This window comes from Christiangramia pacifica, from assembly GCF_057221535.1.
This window is the reverse complement of record NZ_CM170146.1, coordinates 1,889,161-1,915,736: the sequence shown is the minus strand read 5'-3', so window position 1 is coordinate 1,915,736 and position 26,576 is coordinate 1,889,161. Positions and strand designations below refer to the sequence as shown.

At 38.0% G+C, this 26,576-nt stretch carries 26 protein-coding genes and 3 tRNA genes; 14 read left to right on the top strand and 15 right to left on the bottom strand.

Annotated elements, in window-relative coordinates:
* Window positions 1–4 precede the first annotated feature (4 nt).
* From AC2S94_RS08915 to AC2S94_RS08885, 7 genes are all read right to left on the bottom strand, one after another.
* Window positions 5–2,092, bottom strand: a complete 2,088-nt coding sequence (locus AC2S94_RS08915; RefSeq protein WP_484628260.1) for an amino acid carrier protein — start codon at window positions 2,090–2,092, stop codon at window positions 5–7.
* Between the two features lie 147 nt (window positions 2,093–2,239).
* Entirely contained in the window at window positions 2,240–3,250 is a 1,011-nt protein-coding gene (locus AC2S94_RS08910; RefSeq protein ID WP_484628259.1) for a potassium channel family protein, read from the bottom strand.
* Window positions 3,247–3,477 (bottom strand): PspC domain-containing protein, encoded by a 231-nt coding sequence (locus tag AC2S94_RS08905; protein ID WP_484628258.1) that lies wholly within the window; start codon window positions 3,475–3,477, stop codon window positions 3,247–3,249. The genes AC2S94_RS08910 and AC2S94_RS08905 overlap by 4 nt, the downstream gene beginning before the upstream one ends.
* Before the next feature lie 9 nt (window positions 3,478–3,486).
* The gene (locus AC2S94_RS08900; RefSeq protein ID WP_484628257.1) at window positions 3,487–4,770 is read right to left on the bottom strand and encodes a DUF2851 family protein; all 1,284 of its coding nucleotides are present in this window, start codon (window positions 4,768–4,770) and stop codon (window positions 3,487–3,489) included.
* A 52-nt stretch (window positions 4,771–4,822) separates the two neighbouring features.
* Entirely contained in the window at window positions 4,823–5,515 is a 693-nt protein-coding gene (locus AC2S94_RS08895; protein ID WP_484628256.1) for an SGNH/GDSL hydrolase family protein, read from the bottom strand.
* Between the two features lie 128 nt (window positions 5,516–5,643).
* Complete coding sequence (locus AC2S94_RS08890) at window positions 5,644–6,624, bottom strand: PLP-dependent cysteine synthase family protein (protein WP_484628255.1); 981 nt, start codon at window positions 6,622–6,624, stop codon at window positions 5,644–5,646.
* A gap of 83 nt (window positions 6,625–6,707) precedes the next feature.
* The gene (locus tag AC2S94_RS08885; RefSeq protein WP_484628254.1) at window positions 6,708–7,940 is read right to left on the bottom strand and encodes an ABC transporter permease; all 1,233 of its coding nucleotides are present in this window, start codon (window positions 7,938–7,940) and stop codon (window positions 6,708–6,710) included.
* A 6-nt stretch (window positions 7,941–7,946) separates the two neighbouring features.
* On the opposite strand from AC2S94_RS08885, the gene AC2S94_RS08880 reads away from it, so the two are divergent.
* Window positions 7,947–9,185, top strand: coding sequence for an exo-beta-N-acetylmuramidase NamZ family protein (locus AC2S94_RS08880; protein ID WP_484628253.1), 1,239 nt, complete (start codon window positions 7,947–7,949; stop codon window positions 9,183–9,185).
* Window positions 9,186–9,379: 194 nt separating this feature from the next.
* Here AC2S94_RS08880 and AC2S94_RS08875 read toward each other — a convergent pair whose 3' ends face one another.
* Entirely contained in the window at window positions 9,380–9,880 is a 501-nt protein-coding gene (locus AC2S94_RS08875; protein ID WP_484628252.1) for a YkgJ family cysteine cluster protein, read from the bottom strand.
* On the opposite strand from AC2S94_RS08875, the gene AC2S94_RS08870 reads away from it, so the two are divergent.
* On the top strand, window positions 9,880–10,584 hold the full coding sequence (locus tag AC2S94_RS08870; RefSeq protein WP_484628251.1) for a class I SAM-dependent methyltransferase: 705 nt from the start codon (window positions 9,880–9,882) through the stop codon (window positions 10,582–10,584). The two genes, AC2S94_RS08875 and AC2S94_RS08870, sit on opposite strands and share 1 nt — an antisense overlap.
* A gap of 88 nt (window positions 10,585–10,672) precedes the next feature.
* Window positions 10,673–11,452: a hypothetical protein gene (locus AC2S94_RS08865; RefSeq protein ID WP_484628250.1), complete on the top strand. Its 780-nt coding sequence runs from the start codon at window positions 10,673–10,675 to the stop codon at window positions 11,450–11,452.
* Between the two features lie 74 nt (window positions 11,453–11,526).
* Here the strand turns inward: AC2S94_RS08865 and AC2S94_RS08860 are convergent, their stop codons facing one another.
* Entirely contained in the window at window positions 11,527–12,465 is a 939-nt protein-coding gene (locus AC2S94_RS08860) for an FKBP-type peptidyl-prolyl cis-trans isomerase (protein ID WP_484628249.1), read from the bottom strand.
* A gap of 80 nt (window positions 12,466–12,545) precedes the next feature.
* On the opposite strand from AC2S94_RS08860, the gene AC2S94_RS08855 reads away from it, so the two are divergent.
* From AC2S94_RS08855 to AC2S94_RS08845, 3 genes are read left to right on the top strand one after another with little or no spacing between them, the layout of a single operon-like run.
* A complete protein-coding gene (locus AC2S94_RS08855; protein ID WP_484628248.1) occupies window positions 12,546–12,953 on the top strand; it encodes an RNA-binding S4 domain-containing protein in 408 nt (135 codons plus the stop codon).
* Window positions 12,946–13,521 carry a methyltransferase domain-containing protein gene (locus AC2S94_RS08850; RefSeq protein WP_484628247.1) on the top strand — a complete coding sequence of 192 codons (576 nt, stop codon included), beginning with the start codon at window positions 12,946–12,948 and terminating at the stop codon, window positions 13,519–13,521. Before AC2S94_RS08855 ends, AC2S94_RS08850 begins: the two co-directional genes overlap by 8 nt.
* A gap of 3 nt (window positions 13,522–13,524) precedes the next feature.
* The gene (locus tag AC2S94_RS08845) at window positions 13,525–14,025 is read left to right on the top strand and encodes a phosphoribosyltransferase family protein (protein ID WP_484628246.1); all 501 of its coding nucleotides are present in this window, start codon (window positions 13,525–13,527) and stop codon (window positions 14,023–14,025) included.
* Here AC2S94_RS08845 and AC2S94_RS08840 read toward each other — a convergent pair.
* Window positions 14,017–14,538 carry a shikimate kinase gene (locus AC2S94_RS08840; RefSeq protein WP_484628245.1) on the bottom strand — a complete coding sequence of 174 codons (522 nt, stop codon included), beginning with the start codon at window positions 14,536–14,538 and terminating at the stop codon, window positions 14,017–14,019. The two genes, AC2S94_RS08845 and AC2S94_RS08840, sit on opposite strands and share 9 nt — an antisense overlap.
* Window positions 14,539–14,664: 126 nt before the next feature.
* Here AC2S94_RS08840 and AC2S94_RS08835 point away from each other — a divergent pair.
* The 8 genes from AC2S94_RS08835 (at window position 14,665) to AC2S94_RS08800 (ending at window position 19,995) form a co-directional block, all read left to right on the top strand.
* Window positions 14,665–14,737, top strand: a tRNA-Lys gene (locus AC2S94_RS08835).
* Window positions 14,738–14,769: 32 nt separating this feature from the next.
* Window positions 14,770–14,842: transfer RNA gene (locus AC2S94_RS08830), tRNA-Lys, on the top strand.
* 69 nt (window positions 14,843–14,911) lie between these two features.
* Window positions 14,912–14,994, top strand: a tRNA-Leu gene (locus AC2S94_RS08825).
* A gap of 165 nt (window positions 14,995–15,159) precedes the next feature.
* Entirely contained in the window at window positions 15,160–16,062 is a 903-nt protein-coding gene (locus AC2S94_RS08820; RefSeq protein ID WP_484628244.1) for a MerR family transcriptional regulator, read from the top strand.
* A gap of 9 nt (window positions 16,063–16,071) precedes the next feature.
* Window positions 16,072–17,538 carry a phytoene desaturase family protein gene (locus AC2S94_RS08815; protein ID WP_484628243.1) on the top strand — a complete coding sequence of 489 codons (1,467 nt, stop codon included), beginning with the start codon at window positions 16,072–16,074 and terminating at the stop codon, window positions 17,536–17,538.
* A 1-nt stretch (window position 17,539) separates the two neighbouring features.
* Entirely contained in the window at window positions 17,540–18,379 is an 840-nt protein-coding gene (locus AC2S94_RS08810; protein ID WP_484628242.1) for a phytoene/squalene synthase family protein, read from the top strand.
* 13 nt (window positions 18,380–18,392) lie between these two features.
* A complete protein-coding gene (locus AC2S94_RS08805) occupies window positions 18,393–18,842 on the top strand; it encodes a sterol desaturase family protein (protein ID WP_484628241.1) in 450 nt (149 codons plus the stop codon).
* 16 nt (window positions 18,843–18,858) lie between these two features.
* Window positions 18,859–19,995, top strand: a complete 1,137-nt coding sequence (locus AC2S94_RS08800; protein WP_484628240.1) for a lycopene cyclase family protein — start codon at window positions 18,859–18,861, stop codon at window positions 19,993–19,995.
* 2 nt (window positions 19,996–19,997) lie between these two features.
* On the opposite strand, the gene AC2S94_RS08795 is transcribed toward AC2S94_RS08800, so the two are convergent.
* From AC2S94_RS08795 to AC2S94_RS08775, 5 genes are all read right to left on the bottom strand, one after another.
* Window positions 19,998–20,558, bottom strand: a complete 561-nt coding sequence (locus AC2S94_RS08795; protein ID WP_484628239.1) for a TlpA family protein disulfide reductase — start codon at window positions 20,556–20,558, stop codon at window positions 19,998–20,000.
* Window positions 20,559–20,641: 83 nt separating this feature from the next.
* Window positions 20,642–22,909, bottom strand: a complete 2,268-nt coding sequence (locus AC2S94_RS08790; RefSeq protein ID WP_484628238.1) for an aconitate hydratase — start codon at window positions 22,907–22,909, stop codon at window positions 20,642–20,644.
* Between the two features lie 245 nt (window positions 22,910–23,154).
* Window positions 23,155–24,105, bottom strand: a complete 951-nt coding sequence (locus tag AC2S94_RS08785; RefSeq protein ID WP_484628237.1) for an AAA family ATPase — start codon at window positions 24,103–24,105, stop codon at window positions 23,155–23,157.
* A gap of 8 nt (window positions 24,106–24,113) precedes the next feature.
* Entirely contained in the window at window positions 24,114–25,562 is a 1,449-nt protein-coding gene (locus tag AC2S94_RS08780; RefSeq protein WP_484628236.1) for a peptidylprolyl isomerase, read from the bottom strand.
* Window positions 25,525–26,385 carry a peptidyl-prolyl cis-trans isomerase gene (locus AC2S94_RS08775; RefSeq protein ID WP_484628235.1) on the bottom strand — a complete coding sequence of 287 codons (861 nt, stop codon included), beginning with the start codon at window positions 26,383–26,385 and terminating at the stop codon, window positions 25,525–25,527. Before AC2S94_RS08775 ends, AC2S94_RS08780 begins: the two co-directional genes overlap by 38 nt.
* Between the last annotated feature and the right edge of the window lie 191 nt (window positions 26,386–26,576).

Here is a 26,576-nt window from a genome sequence, read left to right as displayed (position 1 = left end):
TGACCTAAGAGGCCGCTTCAGCTTTTTTACCTTTTTCAGGTTTATGAAATAATTCACCAGCTTTCAGCCTGCGAGAGTAATCTTTAAGATCATTACTAACCTCACCAATCATAAAGTACAACCCAATAATGTTAGGGAAAGACATGGCAAGGATCATCATATCTGAAAAGTCAAGTACCGCTCCTAAACTTACAGAAGCTCCAACTACAACAAATACAAGGAATAAAACCTTATAGATAATTTCATTCTTTTTGCTTTTTCCAAAAAGATAAGTCCATGCTCTCATTCCGTAGTAAGACCATGAAATCATAGTTGAAAATGCGAATAAGAATACTGCTGTTGCCAGAACGTAAGGGAACCATGAGATAACACTTCCAAACGCTGTAGAAGTCAACTCAACACCTCCAACACCTTCAACTTCATGCATACCAGTAAAGATCAATACCAGCGCAGTAAGTGTACAAACCACAACGGTATCAATAAATGGTTCAAGAAGCGCAACGAAACCTTCAGATGGCGGGTGATTGGTTTTTGCAGCACTGTGCGCAATTGCAGCAGATCCCACACCAGCCTCATTCGAGAATGCGGCACGCTGGAATCCAACGATCAATACTCCTATAACTCCACCTTTCAATGCGCTTGGGCTGAATGCTCCATCCCAGATCGCAGAAAATGCAGGTCCGATATTTTCGATGTTCACACCAATCACGATAAGCGCACCTAAAACATAAACCGCAGCCATAATAGGAACGATCTTTCCGGTTACTTTCGCGATACTGCTAATTCCTCCGATAATCACAATACCTACAAGAATAGCTACCACAATACCAAACCAGAATCCATTTCCGGCCAACATTGGGAACTCTCCTGCAAGAATTGAGAATGACTGGTTAGCCTGGAACATGTTACCTCCACCAAAAGAAGCACCGATAGCCAGGATGGCGAAGAAAGCAGCAAGGAATTTACCTAATCCCCTTTTATTTCTCTTTTCAAGACCATATCTCAGGTAGTTCATAGGACCACCAAATACACGCCCTTCAGAATTGATAAATCTATATTTTACACCTAAGGTACATTCAACGAATTTAGAAGACATTCCAAGAAGACCCGCCAGGATCATCCACATTGTTGCTCCTGCACCTCCCAATGAGATCGCTACAGCAACCCCGGCAATATTACCAAGACCAACAGTTCCTGAAACCGCAGTTGCCAATGCCTGGAAGTGTGTTACCTGTCCAGGTGCATTTGGGTCATCATATTTACCTTTAGCAAGTTCTAAGGAATGCTTAAATCCTCTGATGTTGATAAAACCTAATCGAATAGTGAAGAACAAAGCCCCTAACACTAACCAAACGACGATAAATGGAATGTTCTTTTGTTGAGGATCACCATTTGGATGTAATAACGTAACTGGCTCATCATATTCTATACTGGCGAAGTACTGCGCGCCCTGCTCAATTACGTGTTCTTTATTCTCTGAGTTATAAATAACCTCTCCTTCATCAAGAAAATGTTTCAAATTTCCATCAGCATTCGCATATGCAGTAATATCCTGCCCATTCTTTGATACTGTAGCTATAGGATCTCCGTTATTTACGTGAGCACCTTCATCTACAAGCCATTCTTTTAGAATAAATTTTGAAGTTTCCTGTGGGTCCCATTCCGGAGCCTCAACTCTTTTTAAATCAGCGTAAACTTTCGGGTCATAAATACCGATTGCTGAAAACGGATCCCAGAAAAGAACATTTCCCATGCTTTCTACGATAGGAGCAAACGTTCCGTTGAAGTGTTCGGTGATCGCTTCCGCGTCTACCTGATATTCTTTTTCTACAGAATTACCTTCGCTGTCTGTAACTACAACACTATAAGGAATTCCTTCGGTAAGCCCCTCTGTTCTGTTAGATTCAAGGCTGGTTGCCTGGTTAGACCATTTGTACTGGTAAGGAGGCGTTCCCCCGGTAACATCCAGTTCGATGAACCCATTATTAATCACTTTTGAAGGATTACCGACTTTGGCTTTTACGTCTAGTTCTTGTGCAGACAATCCAAAAATTGAAAATAAAAAGAACATTGAAAGTAAGTACTTTCTCATATAGAATTTCAGTTATTTATTTGAAGTTAAATTTTCAGCGGGTGAATATGCTAAAAAATTAGCCTATTTCAAACTTTTACCCGTTAAATTGTGAATTTCTTGTTAAAAATAATATAAATCTATAGTCCGGAATTTTGACCGAATTTTTCAGACCGAATAGTACTTTTTGAGACTTTCTATCTGCTCCGGTCTTCCAATCATTATCAGCTTAGATTCTTTTTCCAGTTTCAAAGATGGTTCCGGATTTACCACGTAAGCGCCTGAAGGCGATTTATATCCAATGATCGAACAGCCCGTTTTCTTACGAATATCAGTCTCTGCAATAGTTTTTTCAATTCCGTCTGAACATATTTTCGAGAAGGAAACCTGCTCCACATTTATACTGTCCTGTTCCCCAGAAACTGAAAGATTATCAAGGAATTCAACCAGGTCTGGAACTACCACCAAAGAGGCCATGTGACTACCTCCAATTCTATCTGGCATGATCACATTGTCTGCACCCGCTAATTTTAACTTTTTGTAGCTATTTTCTTCGGTTGCCCTGCTTATGATCTTCAGGTCCTTTTTCAACTGTCTTGCTGAAAGAACGATGAAAAGATTATCTGCATCTCTTGGTAAAGCACAGATCAGAGTAGAAGCTCTATCTACACCGGCCGATTCGAGGATTTCATCTTCGGTGGCGTTCCCCACAATGTAATTCAGATTATCGTTGTCTATCCCCTGAAAAACCTCTTCATTATCATCAATGATCACAAAGTTCTTACGATAATCTAGCAGTTTCTGAACAGCCATTTTACCATTCTGACCATAACCGCAAACAATAATATGATCCTTCAAGGAATCAATTCTCTTTCTCATTTTATTCCGCTTTAGATTACCAATATTATTCTTATTTAAAATATGTTCTGTAATGGTAGACAATCCGAAACCAAAGATAAACAGGCCTGATATGATGAAAACCGAAGTGAAAATTTTCCCATATGGCCCCATAGGCTGAACTTCTCCATAACCAACGGTACTAACGGTGATAATGGTCATATACAAAGCGTCAACCCAGGAATAGTCATATAAAAACCTGAAACCCACAACTCCAGTAAAGAACACCAGGATTATTAGGGCTACAGCCAGTTTTATTCTTGAATCCAGCAGTTTTCTCATAAATCGAATACCGATGTTCGCTTGGTATAAATTAAGTCTTTAAGTTTTAACCAGAAGGCCAGTGTAAGATAAACCACGAAGCCGGCTCCCATGGTGAAGAATGAAGCATAAATGAAGAATAGCCTCACATTCTTAGCACGCATACCCAGTTTGTCTGCCATTCGCGTGGAGACATAAAATCCATGTTTTTCCAAATGATATCTTATGTTGGAAACAAGTGTAGTCATACCGCAAATTTAAATGTATTTGGGAGACTTCTTCAATAAAGATGCACCCAATTCACACTGCAAACATTTATTCAAATTACAATATTCGTTTTTCAACTGCAACAAGGCCTGTGAATCCATGGCTGAATTAGCGGTTCCTGGTCTCAATTCCTCAAAAATCTTGATGACAGAATTTTTTTCAGGTTTAATTTCATTTATAAGCTTATTAATCTGTTCCTCGTTTTCTTCACCGATAAATTTAAAATAGCAATGTTTAATAGGAACAATACAATTGATCACCAGCAAATCGGTAAAATCTGAACTCAAAAACTTTGATTTTGGCGCATGCTGTTTACCAAAATTGTAATGTGATTTCCAATAATCTGAAATATGAAAACGTAATATGCTCCTAATTGATCTTAAATCTGTTGCAAGTATTAGATCGGCGAACAATTGTGATCTTTCTGAATAAAGCGCCGCAAGTTGGGCTAGCCTTATGGTTGGAAAGTTGTCTGGACGGAGCCTGAAAAATTTAGGAGATTCCAGGAATTCATTCTGCAGCGAATATTTTCTTTTCAAAAATTTATATTCCTTACGCAGGTTTTCAGCATACACATCTCTTGTTTTAATTAAACCTGACTGCCCCAAGAATAAAGCCTCTAATACCAAGCGGTTTTCAGATAGTTTCTGAATTATTTTAAAGTCAAAACCGGAGGCCATTGCCGAAAATGAATCTGCATTTATTTTTGATCCAAAACTTCTGCATAGGATCAGAAACAAAGTTTCTTCCCAATTATTTCCGGTTCGTTCTAGGGTTTCAAATATGAATTTTGATTTCTGTTCCAGTCTTTCAAAATACAAACGCTCCAGCCAATGGTTTACCTGGAAATCTGAGAATGATTGGAATTCATTCTCACAATTGATCCTGAAATGTTTCCTTTCAAGTAGATTTTTATAATTCTTAACAACCGCTTCGTTAGTTAGATTTTTAAGTTCAAGGCAGGGAATTGGTTTCTCATCTGATTTATATACTTCAGCATCATGCTCCCAAACCACGTGCAAGATCACGTTATCGTAAGCAACATCGGTTTCATGATGATGAAGATACCAATCTGAAGATCTTACATGAATTTCCACATTACCAGCCCATAACTGATCTCCTATCTGAAGTTTAGCATTAAAAAAATCCGGGCCCGATAAATCATTATGCGAACCCGGATTTAAAATCGTTAGAGATTCATTTTCCGAAGTAAATAAAAGTTCAGAATTGAATTTCTGAAACTTCCAGAGATGATATAAAAATTCTTCTTTCACTCATCTAATGTATCAATTTAACCAATTGAAAATTAGATGTCAACCAAATTTATTACGGCAATTTTTCCGATACCTGATTCACGAATTGATCTACCCAGTATTGGTACATCAAACCGCTAGGATGCAGGCCATCACTGGCAACAAGATCAGGATTATTTCTGGCTTCCCTGGAAATAGGAGTGATATTATAAAAAGGCACGTTAAATTCCTCAGCTACTCTTTTGAAAACCTCATTGAACCTATCAATTTCAGCGCTTATTTTCTCCTGATTTGCCGATCCAAATGGCGTGTATCCATAATCTGGGATACTTACTGCAAAAACACCTTTCTCCATGGTTTTGGAATGATTCACTGCTTTATTGAAAATAGTTCTTAGATCCTCTTCGTATTCAGTAATTGGTTTTCCCTGGTATTGATTATTAACTCCAATTAGTATAGAAACCAGGTCAAAATCTCTTTGAATGTTCAATTCGTTCTCCATTCCTCGAAGCAGATCTTCAGTAGTCCATCCTGTTTTCGCAATTATCTTTGGTGCAGCCATTTTATAACCTCTGCCGCGTAATTGCTCAGCAAGCTGAACCGGCCAGCGCTCCGTTTCCACAACACTTTCCCCAATGGTATAAGAATCCCCGAGGGCCAAATAGGAGAATTTGGGATCTTCCGGTTCCTGGTTATCCTGTACATCCAAAGTTGAACTACAAGAGAATAGAATTAAGCTTAAAACGAGAAAGTAGAATTTTTTCATATTAATAATTTGAGCCCTGAAAATAGGATATTTGAAGTTATCCTGAAATAATTCCCATGAGTTTAGCCTTTTCTTAGCATAAAAAAACCCCGCTTTAAAGCGAGGTTTTGATATAAAAGTTAGATTTTCTATTCGATATATCCCATTTTCCGCATCCAGTCATCATTGTACATTTTACCAACATATCTACTACCATGGTCATGAAATAAGACTACAACCACATCATCTTTCTTAAAATTTTCTTTTAACTGAAGTAAGCCTTTCGCGGCTGCACCAGCACTATTTCCAAGAAAAAACCCTTCTTCTTTAGACAATTTCTGGGTGTAGACAGCGGCATCTTTATCGGTAACTTTGGTAAAGCCATCGATCACCTCAAAATCAACATTTTTTGGCAGAATATCTTCTCCAATACCTTCAGTTACATAGGGATAGATCTCCTTTTCATCAAATATCCCTGTTTCATGATATTTTTTGAAAACCGAACCATAGGTATCAATTCCCCAAACTTTGATATCAGGATTCTGTTCTTTAAGGTATTTTCCAACTCCTGAGATAGTTCCCCCGGTTCCAACTCCTACTACAAAATGAGTTACTTTCCCGTCTGTTTGCTTCCAGATCTCAGGGCCGGTAGTTTCATAATGTGCCTGGCGATTCGCAAGGTTATCATACTGATTCACATACCAGGAATTTGGAGTTTCTTCAGCCAACCTTTTGGAAGTTGAGTAATAAGACCTTGGATCATCTGGTTCCACATCTGTAGGACAAACCACTACCTCGCTTCCAACAGCTCTTAGAATATCCATTTTCTCCTTGCTTTGCTTATCGCTCATCACGCAGATCATCTTGTAACCCTTCACAATAGCTACTAAAGCAAGACCCATCCCAGTGTTTCCAGAAGTTCCTTCAATAATAGTTCCGCCCGGCTTTAGAAGACCTTTCTTTTCAGCTTCTTCAACCATCTTCACCGCCATTCGATCCTTAACTGAATTCCCAGGATTAAAAGTTTCATATTTTGCTAGTACAAGTGCATCGATCTCCTCAACGATCTTATTCATTTTCACCAAAGGAGTATTTCCAATCGTACCTAGTATATTTTCAGCGTATTCCATTTTCAAATTTTAAGAGTGCAAATGTAAAAAATCCTAGAGCCTTAAACCAAGGATTAGACTTGCTTATATTTTCGTCGGAAATTTTATTCGAACTTAATCGCTTTTACCGGGGATATTTTCGAAATGATAACGGAAGGTATCAGCAACATAAGCATACAAAGGATGAGCGTGCCAATATTCACCGCGAGAATATAATCCCAGTTAAGATATATAGGGACTTCTGTTACATAATAGGTGCGCGGGTCCAGCGGAATTAATTTGAAATATTTCTGAAGAGCCAGAATTCCGATTCCAATTAAATTTCCCCAAAATAGACCGAGAATAATAAGATATCCGGCATTGTATAAAAAGATCTTCCTGATGCTCCAGTCGGCAGCTCCGAGACCTTTCAAAATTCCGATCATTTGTGTTCTTTCCAGGATAAGCACGAGCAAAGCAGTGATCATATTAATTCCTGCAACAAGAATCATGATCCCTATGATCAAGGCAATATTAAAATCGAATAAGGACAGCCATTCGAAAATGGAATAGTATTTCTGACTTATAGTTTGAGTGTCCAGAAAAGAACCGGTATTCTCATATACTTCATTTCCCTTTTGATCCAGCTCATCAAAATTAGCTACAAAAACTTCGAAATTACCAACCTGGTCGTCCTCCCATTTATTAATACGCTGAATATGCCTAAGATCGGCCAGGAGATATAATTCATCAAATTCCTGAAACCCGGATTCGTAGATCCCGGTGATCTCAAAACCTCTGGCAATGGGTCGTTCACTGTCCTCTCTTAAAAAATAAGTGGGCACCCTATCTCCTACTTCCAGCTGAAGCCGATTAGCCAAATATTGAGAAATAAGGACTTGATCATTTAATTTATCTGAAAAATCAGGAAGCTTACCCTCAACCAGGAATTCTTCAAAATATTCCCAGTTGTAATCATCTCCAACTCCCTTCACGATAACTCCTTCAAAATCATCTTCGGTCCTTATCACTGCGAATTTTGTGGCCACCGCCTGCACATGTTTTATACCCTCTACCGTGGTGAATTCAGGATAAAAGTCCTGCTCTTTAGAAACAGGAATCAGAGAAACTTTTGAACTGTTGTTATCGTAGCTTGAAATATTGATATGACCATTAAAGGCAGCGATCTTATCTCTAATCTTCTCCTGTAATCCCAACCCGGTTGCAAAAGAAACAAGCATCATAATAACCCCAATAGCGATCGCTGTGATCGCTATTTTTATTATAGGTGCAGATATGCTACTTTTATACTTTTTAGTGCTGATTAAGCGCTTTACAACGAAATACTCGAAATTCAATATTCTATGATTAAGAGATTGCTCAAAAGTACATTTTTATTCTTTCTTATCGGAATTCTTTCCTGCGGAAACACCAACAAGCAATCGAACGAAGAAACTAAGGAGACTCCGAAATCTGAAATTAAGAAATCGCCGATTCAGGAAATTATCACCGGAGCCAATCGAACTGAAGAATACCTGCCATTATTGAAGAATAAAAAAGTCGGGATCGTGGGCAACCAGACTTCCATTATACGAAAGGAAAATGGCAATTATACGCATCTGGTTGATTCATTACTGCAATTAAAAATAAAAATCAAAAAGGTTTTTGCCCCGGAGCACGGTTTTAGAGGAACGGCAGATGCAGGTGAAATCGTGAAAAACGGTATGGATATAAAAACAGGTTTGCCGGTAGTTTCACTGTATGGAGATCAGAAAAAGCCTTCCAAAGAATCGCTTAGCGATGTGGATATAATGATCTTCGATATTCAGGATGTTGGGGCCAGGTTTTATACTTATATATCATCTCTCCATTATATCATGGAAGCCAGTGCCGAAAATAATATTCCGTTGCTTATTTTGGACAGACCAAATCCAAACGGGCATTATATTGACGGACCTATACTCGAAACGGAACACCAAAGTTTCGTAGGTATGCATCCAGTCCCCGTGGTGCATGGAATGACGATTGCTGAATATGCAAAAATGATCAATGGTGAGAAATGGCTAAAAAATGGGATTCAATGTGAATTACAAATAATTGAGATGTCCAATTACGACCATAACAAATTGTATTCTTTACCTGTAAAACCTTCCCCGAATTTGCCCAATGACCAATCTATAAATCTTTACCCGAGCCTTTGCTTTTTTGAAGGTACCAATGTAAATGCAGGAAGAGGAACAAATACACAATTTCAGGTTTATGGATCACCATTTTTAGATAGTGATGTTTTTCAATTTTCATATACCCCAAAGCCGATGGACGGGGCAAAATATCCAAAGCATTCAGGGAAAATATGTTATGGGGAAAATTTGACAGATTCAGATAGACTGAATCAACTTAATTTAGAATGGCTAATAAAAGCCTATCAGAATACTTCTGAAAAATCTGAGTTCTTCATTCCTTTTTTCACTAATCTGGCCGGCACGAAAAAACTTCAGCAACAAATTGAAGATGGTGAATCTATTCAGCAAATAAGAGATAGCTGGAAAAAAGGCCTTTCACAATTTGAAACAACACGATCAAAATACCTGATCTACCCTTAAAAAACTGACCATTGGAACCAATATTTATTTTTGCACTTTTTATTTTAATTGCAGTCTTCGTAGTAAGAATGATAATAGACCTAATTGCAAATGACATAAGCGTCTTAGCAAAGATAATTTGGTTCCTGGTAATTCTTGCTATTCCGCTTTTAGGAGCTACTCTGTATTATATAACTGAAAAGAGAGCCAGCTGATCAATTTCCCTTAGCCAATCTCCTTTTCATCTCTTCCACAATATTAAAAGCGGCTGGACAAACAGCAGTATTACGAATGGTGATGGTTGAAATCTTATGAAAATCCTTCCGGTCTGTATGAGGATATTCCCGACAAGCCTTGGGCCGTTTATCGTAAATCGAACAGTAATTATCTGCACCTAAAAAAGGACACGGTACCTGCTGCAACACATAATCATTTTCCTCATCCATTCTTAAATACGCATCTATAAATTCACCCGGTTTCATCCTGAAGTGTTTCGCAATTCTTTCGATGTCTTTCTGGGTGAATAATGGTCCGGTAGTTTTACAGCAATTTGCACAGGTAAGACAATCTGTGCGGGAAAATTCATCTTCATGTAATTCCACCATCAGAGAATCCAGATCTTTAGGCGGTCTTTTCTTTAACTTGGAAAAGAATTTCCTATTTTCCTTCTTCTTATCTTTGGCCTTTTCAGGTAAACTTTTAAGAATTTCTTCCATTGGACAAAAATAAGGATATATTCGGCACCGCCATCAAAGCATTTTATAAGGATAACGATCGAACCGATATTCTGGTACATTCTCCAGATTTTGATGACGATGTGATTCCTGTAAATTATCTTTTCAGAAGCTTTGAGGAAATGCCTGTTGTAGAACAAACGGCTCTAAAATCCTGCTACGGAAAAATCTTAGATGTTGGCTGCGGAGCCGGAAGCCATGCGCTTGAATTACAAAAATTGAATAATGCAGATGTAAAAGCTATAGACACTTCAGCCGGCGCAATTGAAATCGCAAAATTACGTGGTGTCGAAAATGCAGAAGTTCAGGATTTCTTCAGTATTAGGAATGAAAAATTTGACACGCTTCTTCTTCTCATGAATGGAAGCGGGATTATTGGCAAACTGGAAAATCTGGACGATTTCTTCGCTCACTGTAAAACGATATTGGACAAAAAAGGGCAAATTCTTATGGACTCTTCTGATCTTATCTATCTTTTTGAAGAAGATAATATTCCGGATGATCCATATTACGGCGAACTGGAATTCAAGATCAGCTACAAAAATTCTGAATCTGATTCTTTTAGCTGGTTGTATATTGATCCCCAGCTTTTAAAAGAATCAGCAGAAAAAAATGGGTTTGCATTCACAATTATCGAGAGTGGAGAAAATTGTGATTACCTCGCAAAATTAACTTTGAAGTCATAATTTTCAAATACTTACGTTATTCTAACAAAGCATAAACAATTCCCAAGAACAATTTTTTCTATTTTTGCGACAATCCACAAATTTCATCATGATTAAAATAAAAAGATTACTGATATTTATTTTTTCCATCACATTGATCGCTTCCTGTTCTACAGACGATCCTAATTCTGGCGGAAATGGTTCTATAGACCGAACCGCAAATCTTAAAAGTCTGGGAACCTCTGCTTCAGATCTTTTGAGTGATATGACCTATACTTCTCTTAATATTGAAATGGTTTATGTGGAGGGAAATCGCCCGACAGATGAAGGTGTTGCAAAGTTTCAGAGTTTCCTGGAATCACGAATTCACAAGCCTGACGGGATACAAATCAATATACGAGCAGCAAACTCTTCTGGTAAAGCTCCTTTTTCAGTAGAAGAAATTGTGGAAATTGAAAAGAATGAACGCACAGCTTACAACGTAGGTGACGAAATTGCGGTTTATATCTATTTTGCTGATGGAAGCAACGAAAAAGATACTAATGAAAAGTTTGTATTAGGATCGGCTTACAGAAATACTTCCATGGTAATCTATGAGAAAACGATCAGGGAATTTGCCGGCAGACCAGGCGCTCCGGATCGTGCAACTATTGAAGCGGCTACCTTAAACCATGAATTTGGTCATTTATTTGGTCTGGTAGATCTTGGAACAGAACCGGTATCAGATCACGAAGATCCGGATAATGAAGGCCACTGTATAACTGAAGGTTGCCTTATGCGTGCTTCCATAGAATTTGGTAGCGGTGTGATAAATGTCATTGATGGCAGCGGAGTTCCGAATATGGATGATGCCTGTGTTCAGGATCTGAGATCTGTTGGAGGAAAATAAATTAATTCAATTGAAAGAATAAAAAAAGCCGGCAAACAATGCCGGCTTTTTTTATTTTCATAAAAGATCAAATACTATTGAAAAGTATCTGGATCTAAATAATCTGGAATACCATTATCGTTTGCATCAGGGAAGGTAATGCTCCCATCTTCATTAATTACGATCTCGTCTCTTGTCGGAGTTCCATCTCCATCATCGTCAGGATCAGAAATATTAGCCAATCCATCTTCATCAGAATCGTCATTCAGCACATTTTCATCACCGTCAAGGTCTTCAAGATAAGAAGGAATACCATCATTATCATGATCAGCTTCCCTGGCTATATACATACTAAACTGAAAAACAATAGGAGAATAAGATGGAATTCCCGATCTCGGCACATTAAAGTAACCTAACCCGGAAGGAACAAATACAGCACCTATCCCGTAATCATTATTCCAGCTTATGGTATTATCTGAATTTACAGAATATCCACTGGCTCCTCCAAACTCCTGAAGCGCTTCACCAAAACCATCGATAACCGCCGGACTTACACCACCCTGGCTAATTGAATAATATGGAGAAAGGTTGAACCAAACCGGGGATTTCAATTTACTCTCAAAATTTGATCCTGTTAATAATTCACCGGCATAAGTTACAAAAGTAGAGTCGGCAAATGTTGGTTTACGTCCTACCCCTTCACGCACCTTCAAAACATATAAAAGCTGGTCTACCCCTTCTTTATTCACTGTTTTCGTAATAAGATCATCAGAATCAATGATCGGAGTTTTATCAGCGTTTTCTCCTGCGATGGTGTCAAAACGTATCACATAATCAAAATCCTCTGTAGGATTTTCAAAATCTTCGTAATTATAAAAATGGGTAGACATATAGTCTATCAGGGCCTTATCATCTTCAATGGCCTGTTCTCCCCGATCTCTTAAAACTACGGGAACAATTTCATCATCATCCTTATCACATGAAAAAACAAGAAAAGCCGTAAGGCAAATCAGTAAAAGTTTGTTTATTCTCATCAGAATTCTATTTTGGAGCCGCAAGATACAATAATCTTGTATTTTTGCTCAATATTGAACGCTGAATTGGAGGTCAAATTATGAGAGTTGATAAGTTTTTATGGAGTGTTAGATATTTCAAGACCAGAAGCATCGCCACGAATGCCTGCAAGCAAGGAAAGGTGAGGCTTGACGATGAGATTTTAAAGCCGTCAAAAGATGTTTTTCCTGGAGATAAACTTCGGGTAAGGAAAAATCAGATCAATTACGAGATCGAGATCCTTGACCTTCCAAAAAGCCGGGTTGGAGCAAAACTGGTGAATCTTTACGTGCATGATGTAACTCCCAAAGAGGCTTTTGAAAAACTGGATCTGCTAAAATATTCCAAAGATTATTATCGTAAGAAGGGAACCGGAAGACCTACTAAAAAAGACCGTAGAGATATTGATGACTGGTTTGAGAATGCCAGTGACGATGTAACTGATAATCCTGATAAAAAAGATGAATAAGGAATTCTGGTCTGCCAGGTATCAAGAAGGAAAAACCGGTTGGGATATCGGTCATATATCCACTCCAATCAAGGAGTATATCGATCAACTGGAAAATAAGAATTTGAAGATTCTCATTCCTGGAGCAGGAAACTCTTATGAAGCTGAATATCTCTTCAAAAACGGATTCAAAAATATCTGGGTATGTGATATCGCAAAAGAACCGATTGAGAATCTCAGATCCAGGCTACCTGAATTTCCTGAAGATCAGATCATCCAGGGAGACTTTTTTGAAATAAATAAAGAATTTGATCTCATCCTGGAACAGACATTCTTCTGTGCCCTGCCTGTTGATAAAAGACCAGATTATGCAAGAAAAACTTCAGAATTACTTAAAGAGAATGGCAGAATATGCGGACTGCTTTTCAATTTTGAATTGAGACCGGACGGCCCTCCATTTGGGGGCAGTAAAGAAGAATATTTAACGTATTTTAGCCCTTTCTACAAAATAGATATTTTAGAGGCTTGTTACAACTCAATCAAGCCCAGAGAGGGAAATGAATTGTTTTTTGAATTCAGAAAAAAATAAAAGATGAAAGATCATCACCCAATTTTAGATCAGCAGGAAATAAAGCATAAAATTCGCAGAATCGCTTACCAGATCTACGAAAGCAATGTGGACGAAAAGGAAATCATCATCGCCGGCATCGCTAAAAATGGTTACGTACTTGCTGAAAAACTGGAAAAAGAATTAAAAGACATTTCTTCTCTAAAGACATTGCTTTGTAAGGTAGAGATCGATAAGAAAAATCCGTTAGGACCAGTAAAAACCTCGCTTACTGCTGAAGAATACCAGGATAAATCTATAATATTAGTGGATGATGTACTTAATTCTGGAACCACGCTCATCTATGGCGTAAGACATTTTCTGGAAGTTCCTTTAAAGCAATTTAAAACTGCTGTGCTTGTAGACCGAAATCATAAGAAATACCCGGTAAAGGCAGATTTCAAAGGAATATCGCTGTCTACTTCCTTAAGTGAAACAGTGAAAGTGATATTTGAAAAAAATAAGGAAAGAGTGGAATTATCCTAACCTCGCCTGGATTTCAGAAATAATTTCCTCGCTCGATTTATCATTACAGTCAAGAATTATTTCACTTTGATTGTAATAGAATCCTCTTTCAAAAAGATGTTTTCTTATAAACTCTTCTAACTTTTCACGTTCTTCCAAATGAGCGATCATGGGCCTGTGTGACTTTTCTTTTTCGAGTCTGGTGGTAAGGTTATCGATATTTAATTTCAGATAAATTGAAACAGCATTTTTGTCTGATCGTATCAAATCCATATTATCTCCATAACATGGTGTTCCGCCACCCAGTGAAATAACCCCATCTTCATCTGAAGAAACAAATTCTTCCAGTAATTGTCTTTCTAATTTTCTGAAATAGATCTCTCCTTTTTTCTGAAAAATCTGAGAAATACTGGATTTTTCCCTTTTTTCGATTTCTTCATCAAAATCTATAAAATTTTGGGCTATTCTTTCTGCTAAACCTTTTCCGATATAAGATTTACCAGAACCCATATAACCTAATAGAAAAATTTTCATCGTCTAATCTGCTTAAAATGAGATAAAGGCAAAACTATGATAAAAATATACCAATTTAGGCTTGAAATATAAATTAATGAATGTATATTTGCACCCGCATTCGCAAAACGACGGATGCTATTTATTGATCTGGTAGCTCAGTTGGTAGAGCATCTCCCTTTTAAGGAGAGGGTCCTGGGTTCGAGCCCCAGCCAGATCACTAAGCAAGTTCAAAGAATTGATTTTGTTCTAGATCTGGTAGCTCAGTTGGTAGAGCATCTCCCTTTTAAGGAGAGGGTCCTGGGTTCGAGCCCCAGCCAGATCACTAATAAGTTCTACACCGGATTAAATCCGGTTTTTTATTACCAGCTTATGGAGCTTTAATCCATGACTCACCCGGGTGCTGGAATTGGTAGACAGGCATGGTTGAGGGCCATGTGTCCTTAGGGCGTGCGGGTTCAAGTCCCGCTCCGGGTACTGTTTTTCACTATATATTTAATCACTTCTCCACCGTCTGGAGATTTTTTTATGCCTTAAATTATTTTGTTTAATTATTTAACCTTAAAATTAAACATTTTAACATTTCAATAATCCCGGAAAGCTTTTTTATTGTTTAGATTTGTTTAACGCGTATAAACAATCATGGAACATATAAAGCAAAATTTCAGTATTAAAGATCTTGAACACCTTAGTGGTATCAAAGCACACACCATCAGGATCTGGGAAAAAAGATATGATATTCTCTCTCCAGAAAGAACCGACACTAACATTAGGACTTATAATGGAGATAATCTTCAGAAGCTTTTAAATATTGCTTTTCTAAATAGCCACGGTTATAAAATTTCCCGTATTTCCAAAATGAAAGAACAGGAAATCAATGATCTGGTTAAACGCATTTCTGCATCTTCCAGTGAAGAAAACAGAGCTAAAAATGCTTTTAAGCTGGCCATGATGAACTTTGATGACCGCCTCTTTCAGAGAACTTATAACAAGTTAAGGGAAAAGAAGAATTTCAGTGAAGTTTTTCATGACGTCTTCCTTCCGCTTTTGGAAGAAATTGGAATGCTTTGGCAAACCGATACCATCAAACCTATACATGAGCATTACATCGTAGAGCTAATCAAACAGAAAATTTATATCAATATTGCAGAACTTAAATCTGAGGTTCCAGAAGATCACGATAATAAGTTATATGTATTGTTTTTACCGGAAAATGAAATTCATGACATCGGAATTCTTTATCTGAATTATGAGTTATTAAACGCCGGAAAAAACGCAATTTACCTCGGTCCAAGTCTTCCATTAGACAATTTGGATTACTTAATGAAAATCCACGATAACCTAATTTTCGTAAGTTATCTTACCATATCTCCTGTAAATACCGATATTCAGGATTTTATTCAGGATTTTCAGGAAAAGATATGCTTGGAAAAAGACCATGAATTCTATCTTTTTGGTCAGAGAGTAAAAGAAATTGACGAGAAAAAAATATCACCGAACATAAAGGTACAGCATTCTATTTCAGAATTTATTAAATCCATTTAACCAGCCCAGATGCCCCAGAAAATTATTATAATTGGATCAGGATTTTCAGCTCTTGCCGCTTCATGCTATTTAGCTAAAGCAGGATATACCGTTGAAGTTTATGAAAAAAACAGCAGTGTTGGCGGAAGGGCAAGGCAGCTAAAAAAGGATGGGTTTACGTTTGATATTGGCCCAACCTGGTATTGGATGCCTGATGTTTTTGAACGATTTTTTTCAGATTTTGGAAAAAAGGCTTCAGATTATTACAAACTCGAAAAACTGGATCCCGCTTATCAGGTTTACTTCGGAAAAGATGACTCGGTCACTATTCCTGGTTCGTTAGAGGAGATATATGAGAGTTTCGAGAGAGAAGAAGCCGGAAGTTCAAAAAGTTTAAAAAAGTTCATTTCCAAAGCTAAAGACAATTACAACATTGCCATTAAGGATTTGGTTTATAGACCGGGAGTTTCACCAATGGAACTTATCACTCCGGAAACTGTTAAAAGATTAGGTAGATTTTTTACAAATATCAGTAGTGACGTTAGAAAAGAGTTTTCAAACAACAAACTAAGACAGATCCTCGAATTTCCAGTTTTATTTCTTGGAGCAAAACCGAGTGACACACCAGCCTTTTACAGTTTTATGAATTATGCCGATTTTGGCTTGGGAACCTGGCATCCGCAAGGCGGAATGTACAAGGTTATTGAAGGCATCGGAGACCTGGCTGAGTCTTTGGGTGTAAAATTTCATTTGAACTCACCTGTAGACAAGATCAATACAGAAAATGGAAAAGCGAAAGGAATTACAGTAAATGGAAAAACCATCACAGCTGATATTGTTCTAAGCGGTGCAGATTATCATCATTCTGAACAACTTCTGGATCCAGATTTACGTCAGTATTCAGAAAAATACTGGAAGAATAAAACTTTTGCACCTTCCTCCCTCCTCTTTTATGTTGGATTTGATAAGAAAATTGAGAATGTTTCTCATCACACTTTATTTTTTGATTCCAGTTTTGAGGAACATGCTAAAGACATATATGACAAGGCAAAATGGCCTGATGATCCTTTGTTTTACGCAAGTTTTCCATCTATAACAGATGACAGTTGCGCACCTGAAGGCAAAGAAGCAGGAATATTTTTGATCCCATTAGCTCCAGATCTAGAAGATACTCCTGAGATCAGGGAACGTTATTTTAATATTATTCTTGACCGTTTTGAAAAGCTCACCGGTCAAAAATTAAAAACAAAAATTATATTTAAGGAATCCTTCTGTGTGAAAGATTTTAAAGAAGCCTATAATTCCTATAAAGGTAATGCTTACGGAATGGCCAATACGCTTTTCCAGACGGCATTTTTGAGACCTAAACTAAGAAGTAAAAAAGTTGACCAGCTTTATTTTACAGGGCAGTTAACCGTACCCGGTCCCGGCGTACCACCTTCCCTTATTTCGGGGAAACTAGCCGCGGGACTGATTGAGAAATATGAAAAAAATTAGTATGAAAGCCATTTTTGACATAGTTTCTAGGGAGTGCAGTAAGACCGTAACCAATTCTTACAGCACATCATTTTCTCTGGCAACTAAAATGCTTGCCCCTTCCATCAGGCAGGATATTTATAATATTTACGGATTTGTTCGTTTTGCTGACGAGATCGTAGATACTTTCCATGATTACAATAAAGAAGAATTATTTAAAGATTTTGAAGCTGATCTGCATAAAGCGATTGATTCCAACATCTCATTAAATCCAATACTCAACGCTTTTCAGGAAACTGTACATAAATATTCTATACAACCGGAATTATATAACTCATTTATGGACAGTATGCGACTTGATCTGCATAAGTCTGAATATTTGAGTATGGAAGAATACAAACAGTACATTTACGGTAGCGCAGACGTGGTTGGCTTAATGTGCCTGAAAGTTTTCGTAAAAGGTGATGAGCAGAAGTATGAAGAGCTAAAATCTTCAGCAATGAGCCTGGGTTCAGCGTTTCAAAAAGTGAATTTCCTGCGGGATCTCAAAGCCGATTATGAAGATTTGAGTCGAAGTTATTTTCCAAATGTTGACCTTTCAGAGCTTAACGAAGTAAATAAGGAGCAGATCATCAAAGAAATTGAAGACGACTTTCATAAAGGTTTAAAAGGTATTGCACATTTACCTGTAGAAGCTAAATTTGGAGTTTATACAGCATATATTTATTATAGAAAGCTGTTACAAAAATTAAAGAGAATACCTTCGCTGGAAATTAGAAAGCGGAGGGTTAGGGTTCCAAACTATGAAAAGGCCGGCCTGCTTTGCAAGTCGTATATTTCATACAGGTTGAATCTGATATAAAAAATTAAAAGTGATGAGTGTTTTATTATGGATAGCGGTATTTCTAGGAACCTTCATGATCATGGAGGGAATGGCCTGGTTTACTCATAAATACGTAATGCATGGATTTTTGTGGAAACTACACAAAGATCACCATAGAAAAGATCATAGCAGCTGGTGGGAAAGAAACGATCTCTTTTTCGTTTTTTATGCACTGGTAAGTATTGGTTGTTTCTTACTTTGGAGGTATGAAGATGTGTGGATTGGTCTTCCAATTGGTTTAGGAATTTTAGCATACGGAATTACCTACTTCACCGTGCATGATATCTTTATTCACCAGCGTTTCAAATTATTCCGAAATGCGAATAATAAATATGCAAAAGGAATTAGAAGAGCCCACAAAATGCATCATAAACATCTTGGAAAAGACGATGGTGAATGCTTCGGAATGCTTTTCGTACCTTTCAAATACTTCAGAAAATAATCAAATTCCCTACTAAATGATAACCCCAGATTATTACTACGTCATTGTTGGTGGTGGTCTGGCCGGGCTTCAACTTGCCCTGCGCATACATCGAGATATTTTTTTCAAAGGCAAGAAGATCGCGATTATTGAACCTTCGGAAAAAGCTGAAAACGATAAAACCTGGTGTTACTGGGAAGAAGGTCGTGGGAATTGGGATCATTTAGTTTCAAAACAATGGAAAAAAGGCAAATTTATTTCTTCTGAAATTTCAGAAGATCTGGATTTGGATCCTTATTCCTATAAAATGCTGAATTCCTTAGATTTTTACAACCATGTAAAATCTGAATTGGAGTCTTCCGATGATATATTTTTCATTCAAGACAAAATCTCGAGAATAGACCAGGTGACACGCACCGCGATAGGCGAAGAAAAAAATTATACAGCCACGCATTTTTTTGACAGCAGGCCTCCGTCAGACTTTGAAAATGATGAAAAATGCGCTGTGATCTATCAGCATTTTAAAGGAATAAAAATAAAGTCTGAAAAGGCTCATTTTGACCCTGATGTCTTTACCATGATGGATTACAGGGTAAAGTATAAGGATAGCACCTGTTTTACTTATATTCTCCCTACTTCAGAAACCGAAGCCCTCGTTGAATTTACTTTCTTCACTCCTTATCTCACTGAAGAAGCGATTTACGATAAAAAACTTGAAGAGTATATCAGTGAAATATTAAAAATCAATAAATACACAGTTATAGATTCAGAAAAAGGAATGATCCCAATGACAGACTATCCTTTTCATAAATTCAACACAGATTATCTAACCAGGATTGGGACGGCCGGTGGTTGGGTAAAAGCCTCTTCTGGCTACTCCTTCAAAAATACCGAAGCGAAAGTTGAGCAGCTTATCGATAATATTAAAAGCGGATTAAGACCTTCAGCGAATCTATTGAATAAAAAATTTCAGCGGTATGATGCTATTTTCCTGGATGTTCTTGAAAAAAGAAATGATCTTGGAGAATCGCTCTTCACCAAATTCTATACAAAAAATTCCATTCAGGATATTTTCAGGTTTCTAGATGAAGAGACCAGCCTTTCTGAAGAATTAAAGATCATGATGTCTCTATACCATCCACAATTCCTGAAATCTTTTTTCAAAAAGATATAGAACTATTCAGCTAAAAGCTGATCTAAGGTTTTTCTGAAACTTTCACTATTCCAGTCTGCAGATCCAACTTTATCCACCACAATACTTCCATTTTTAGAGATCACATAGGTTGTTGGCAGCGTTCTGCCGTCCATAGGTTCTGGAGCTTTAGTAAGCATCTTATAATAAGGCAGAGTGAATCGGTTTCTTTTCATATAACCATCCACAGTTTCGTGTTGCTCACTGGAAACAAACAAGAAAGTTACTTTATCTCCGTAATCCACATATAATTCCTGGAAACTTGGCATTTCAGCAATACAGGGCGGGCACCACGTTGCCCAGAAATTTACCACCACTACATCATTTTCGAATTCAGAAAACTCAACTCTTTTTCCTCTTTCATTTTCAAGAACCCAATTGTAATCAGAGATTTGTTCCCTATCATCTTCATCATTTACCGAGGGTGCAAAAGAAATGAGCTTGTTTACAAATATCTGGATCGGCTTTCTCGTCTGCGGAATGATCATAGCCAGAATGATCACAACGATTATAATATTAGACCATTGATTCTTAAATATCTTCATAGCGCTGGAGCAAAATTTCTGCAAAGTTAAGACATAAAAAAACTCCCTTTTCAGGGAGTTTTCTTTTTATAATTTCAGCTTAATTAAGCTGCGTTCTGCTTCTTGATAAGATTAAGCGCAGAACCATGTTTGTACCACTCGATCTGTGGAGCGTTATAAGTATGGTTTGCCTTGATTGTATCCTTACTTCCATCTGCATGAACGATCTCGATCGTTAATGGTTTGTCTGGAGCAAAATCCTCAAGATCTACAAAGTTGAAGGTGTCATCCTCCTGAATAAGATCGTAATCGCTCTCATTATCAAAAGTAAGACCTAGCATTCCTTGCTTCTTAAGATTTGTTTCGTGAATACGAGCAAAAGATTTCACCAATACAACCTTAACACCTAAATGTCTTGGCTCCATTGCCGCATGTTCTCTGGAAGAACCTTCCCCGTAGTTATGATCTCCCACAACCACTGTTGGAATTCCTTCTTTTTTGTATTCTCTCTGCACTGCAGGTACACCATCGTATTCACCAGTAAGTTGATTTTTCACAAAGTTTGTTTTCATATTGAAAGCGTTCACCGCTCCAATCAAACAGTTGTTAGAAATATTATCCAGGTGACCTCTGTAACGTAACCATGGCCCAGCCATAGAGATATGGTCTGTAGTACACTTTCCGTGAGCTTTGATTAGCAATTTTGCACCGGTAAGGTTTTTACCATCCCATGGCTCGAAAGGAGTTAACAACTGAAGTCTTTCACTGTCTTTTGCTACTTTCACCTCTACGCTGCTTCCATCTTCTTTTGGAGCAACATATCCTGCATCTTCTACAGCAAATCCTTTAGTTGGAAGCTCAATTCCTTGCGGCTCATCCAACATCACTTCTTCTCCATCTTCGTTCATTAACTTATCACGAGTTGGATCAAAATCAAGACGTCCTGAAATTGCAATTGCGGCAACCATTTCCGGAGAACCTACGAAAGCATGTGTATTCGGGTTACCATCGGCACGCTTAGAGAAGTTTCGGTTAAAAGAGTGAACAATCGTGTTCTTTTCTTCACCTTTTCTATCTGAACGATCCCACTGACCGATACATGGTCCACAGGCGTTTGTAAAGATAGTCGCATCAAGATCTTCAAAGATCTGAAGCAATCCGTCTCTTTCCGCAGTAAATCTAATCTGCTCAGATCCCGGGTTGATACCGAAATCAGATTTTGCTTTTACTTTCTTGTCAACCGCCTGTTTTGCGATGGAAGCTGCCCTGGTCAAATCTTCGTACGATGAGTTAGTACAAGAACCAATAAGTCCCCAATCAACATTAATTGGCCAGTCGTGCTCCTTCGCTTTTTCTCCCATTTCAGAAATTGGAGTAGCAAGGTCTGGAGTAAACGGTCCGTTAAGGTGAGGCTTCAATTCTGAAAGATTGATTTCAATCACCTCATCAAAATATTGTTCTGGGTTAGCATAAACTTCGTCATCACCGGTTAGGTGCTCACGAACTTCATTAGCCGCATTAGCAACATCCTCACGATTGGTTGCTTTCAGGTAACGCTCCATAGAATCGTCATATCCGAAAGTTGAAGTGGTAGCACCAACTTCAGCACCCATGTTACAGATAGTTCCTTTACCTGTACAAGACATTGAACGTGCACCCTCTCCAAAATATTCAATGATTGCTCCGGTACCACCTTTTACAGTAAGGATACCAGCAACCTTTAAGATCACGTCTTTAGGAGCAGTCCATCCAGAAAGTTTTCCGGTTAACTTAACTCCGATAAGTTTTGGGAATTTAAGCTCCCAAGGCATTCCAGCCATTACATCAACAGCATCGGCTCCACCAACACCAATCGCTACCATCCCTAATCCACCAGCGTTCACTGTGTGAGAATCGGTACCGATCATCATTCCTCCTGGAAATGCATAGTTTTCAAGAACAACCTGGTGAATAATACCTGCACCTGGTTTCCAGAATCCAATTCCATATTTATTTGATACTGATTCCAGAAAATCGAAAACTTCGCTACTTGTTTTATTAGCTGACTGCAAATCTATTGCAGCACCCATTTTCGCCTGGATAAGGTGATCACAGTGAACTGTAGTTGGAACAGCTACCTGCTTCTTACCTGCCTGCATAAATTGTAACAATGCCATCTGGGCTGTCGCATCCTGACAAGCAATTCTATCTGGTGAAAACTCAACATAATCCTTCCCTCGAGTGTAAGCTTCGTTAGCCTTACCATCCCATAAATGAGAATAAAGGATCTTTTCTGAAAGCGTCAAAGGCTTACCAACAACTTCACGTGCTGTATTCACACGCTCAGCCATTTGGCTATACACCTTCTTAATCATATCAATATCGTATGCCATATTCTGTTTTAATTAATGTTCTAAAAAAGTCTTGCAAAAATAGGGATTTTCAGGGGATTTTGAAAATTAGAAGCTTTAGTCAGAATTTAGTATAAATAATTTTTGAAATTATAATTTTGATAGCTAAAAATTCAATAAAAACCAATATTTATATGATAAATTGAGAATTTATCAAAATAACGAATAGAAAAAGGCAAACTGAGCTTTTTAGATTGAATATGAATTAGCTAAAGAAATTATAAAATTTAGAAGAGTTTTTTAATAATCTCCTCTTCAGTAATACCTTCAGCTTCTGCTTTGTAGTTCTTAATGATCCTGTGTCTTAAAATTCCAAAAGCCACGGCCTGGACATCTTCAATATCCGGAGAAAATTTACCGTTTACCGCAGCGTGAGTTTTGGCTGCCATGATCAGGTTTTGTGAGGCTCTCGGTCCTGCTCCCCAATCCACATAATTTTTAATTAGATCTGGCGCTCCATTTAACGGCCTTGTCTTTCCAACCAGTCTAACTGCATATTCAACCACGTTATCCGGCACCGGAATTCTCTTAATCACATGCTGAATTTCCGATATCTCCTGGGCAGAAAATAAAGCATTCACTACTTTCGGCTCATCGCTAGTCGTAGATTTCACCACATCTACTTCTTCTTCAAAACTAGGGTAGTCAAGATTGATCGCAAACATGAAACGGTCTAACTGTGCTTCCGGAAGCGGATAAGTTCCCTCCTGCTCGATCGGGTTTTGCGTAGCTAGTACAAAATATGGAAGATCCAGTTTGTAATGATGACCAGCGACAGTTACAGCCCTTTCCTGCATGGCTTCCAGCAATGCGGCCTGTGTCTTAGGCGGAGTCCTGTTGATCTCGTCTGCCAGCAAAATATTCGTAAAAATAGGACCTTTAATGAATTTGAACTTTCTGTTCTCATCCAGAATTTCGGAACCAAGAATATCGCTTGGCATCAAGTCTGGCGTAAACTGAATTCGTTTAAAATCAAGACCCAGCGCCTGGGCGATGGTATTCACCATCAGCGTTTTTGCCAGACCCGGAACTCCAATTAGTAATGAATGACCACCTGAAAAAATAGAGATCAGAATTTGGTTAATTACCTCATCCTGACCTACGATCACCTTCGAGATCTCCTTTTTGAGATCACGATTTTTGTCTACTAATTTTTCTACCAGTGCTACGTCAGACATATAATTGTTTAGTTTTTCACCCAGTCACCATTATAATCACAGTCACGGTATTTTCCATTTACTTTGATATAAGTATCATTGATCTTCTCTTTTTGCCACTCATCTATCGCATCAAGTTGCTTATCTCTCAAAGCGAGTTCCTTGATCTTTAGATAATCTGTTGCATAATCAGCTTCGTGCTCCTCAATTTTCTTAGTCACTTTCATGATCTTAAATTGAGGTCTTCCAGTTCTGTCTTTCTGAGTCAGTACTAATGAAACTTCTCCTTCGTCGAGGCTTTCCACTTGCTTGAATAATTCAGGATCAATTTTAGTAAGCTCAAACCTTGTATCTCCCGTTCTTGGATTGATCAGTTTTCCACCATCGTTTTTTGTTTCTTCCTCATCGGAAGCAGCCTTAGCAGCTTCAGCAAAATCCAGTGTTCCTGAAACTATTTTGCTCCTAATGGTGTCAATTTCTTTTCTCGCTTCTTCTACGGAAGCATTGGTCACGTCAGGAATCAGAATGATATGTCTCAAATCTACCGTCTGACCTCTAATTTTATCTACCTGAATGATATGATACCCAAATTCTGTTTCAAAAGGATCACTAATTTCACCTTCCTGAAGGCTGAAAGCCACATCCTTAAATTCCTTTACGAATGCATCCTTTCTGGATAAAGTGATTCTACCACCGTCTGATGCATTCCCTGGATCCTGGGAGTAGAGAACGGCTTTGGTAGCAAAACTTGCCCCGTTCTCTTCAATATCAGCTTTGAATTCATTTAACCTGTCAATAACCTTTTGCTTTTCTGATTCAGGAATTTCAGGCTCAATTACGATCTGAGATAATTCTACTTCGGTACCAAACATCGGTTTTTCCTCCATGCCAACATAATACTGTCTTACCTCTTCTGGGGTTACCTCGATATCTTCAATGATCTTCTGACGCATTCTCTGGGCCAGTTGCCTTTGCTTAGTCAACTGAAAAATCTCATCTCTAAGTTCAGCTTCACTTTCTTTTTTATAGAATTCAAGCACCTTTTCCATAGAACCAGCCTGTTGAGCCAATCCCTGGATCTGCTGATCTACAATCCCGTTGATTTGAGAATCTGGTATAATGATACTATCCTGAATGGCGTGGTGGGCATACAATTTATCTTCCATTAGAGATCCGGCCAGCTGACAATCTGTAACGTCTGCAGTGGTCATTCCCTGACTCTGCATATCCTTATACATAAGATCTACATCACTGTCCAGAATAATGTATTCACCAATCACGGCAGCGATCCCGTCAACCTTCATTCTTTGGGCTCCCTGCTTTGTAACCGATTCTTTTTTCAGCTCGGCATCCGGCTGGATGGAAGTACTATCAGTTACGATCACTTCCTGTGCTCCGGCAAATGAGGAGAACATAAGGCATCCCGCAGCTAAAACAGATTTAATTGTATATTTCAAATTCATTATTCTTAATTGCATCTTTTGTAATATCTTTTTCTAATTCCTTAATTAACGCTTGTTTTCGCTTGTTCAGCAAAATCTCACGAATAGTTGCCGAAGCATATTCCAATGGCGCCTGCTCATTTCGGCTTAGAACATCATTTACGTAAACAAGATACACATTTAGCGAATCCTGTAGTTCCATAAAATTTGATTTCTTAAGCAGGCGTGATCTATCTTCTACAGAAAGCGGACCAATTTTATCATAAACAGATTTAGTCTTTACCCAAACTGAATCATTCAATGAATAATTCTTGAACTGAAGAGCCATATTGATCAATTCTTCCTGATCCTTTTCATTGAATCTTCTGAATTTTGTTTTTAGCTCATCAATATTATTGCTGCTTTTTGCAAGATTGATATATCGCAATTTTACAAGATCCTCATTTAAAATGAAGTTCTCTTTATTCTGCTCATAATAATCTTCAACTTCTTTTCTGTTCAGAGAAGTATCCAGATCTCTGGAGACTACTGCCTCCGTATAAGCATTGGTATACAACTCATTCCTGTAATTATCTACCAGCCCATTAAATTCATTTTGCTGTGTTTCAGGCAGGTTCAATTCTGCGCGATCAATCAATAATTGCTGAGTGGCCCAGCGTGTGATATAATTCGAAACTATAATAGAACTATCTTCAGGGGAGGTATCTTCATTAAGCAATGCGGCAATGTCCTCTTCGTAAAGATAGGAATCGTTCACCCTCACTATGACCTTACGATCATCAGACTGTTCAAAATAACTACAACCAGTCACAAGCAGGCCTAAAAAACCTAAAAGAATCCCGAAAAATTTTTTCTTCAAAATCAATTTATTAAGCATCTGTCAATTTAAATGCCAGAAGAGCCTTATTGAACTTCTAAAGTCTTCATCCGCGCAAAAATAAGAATTAGTTAAGGTTCTGCAAGCTAAAGCGATAACGAAAAACGGCATTTTAAATTATAAATTTTTCAGTTATTTAATTCTATCCTATCTTTAGAAAGCGTGAAACCAGC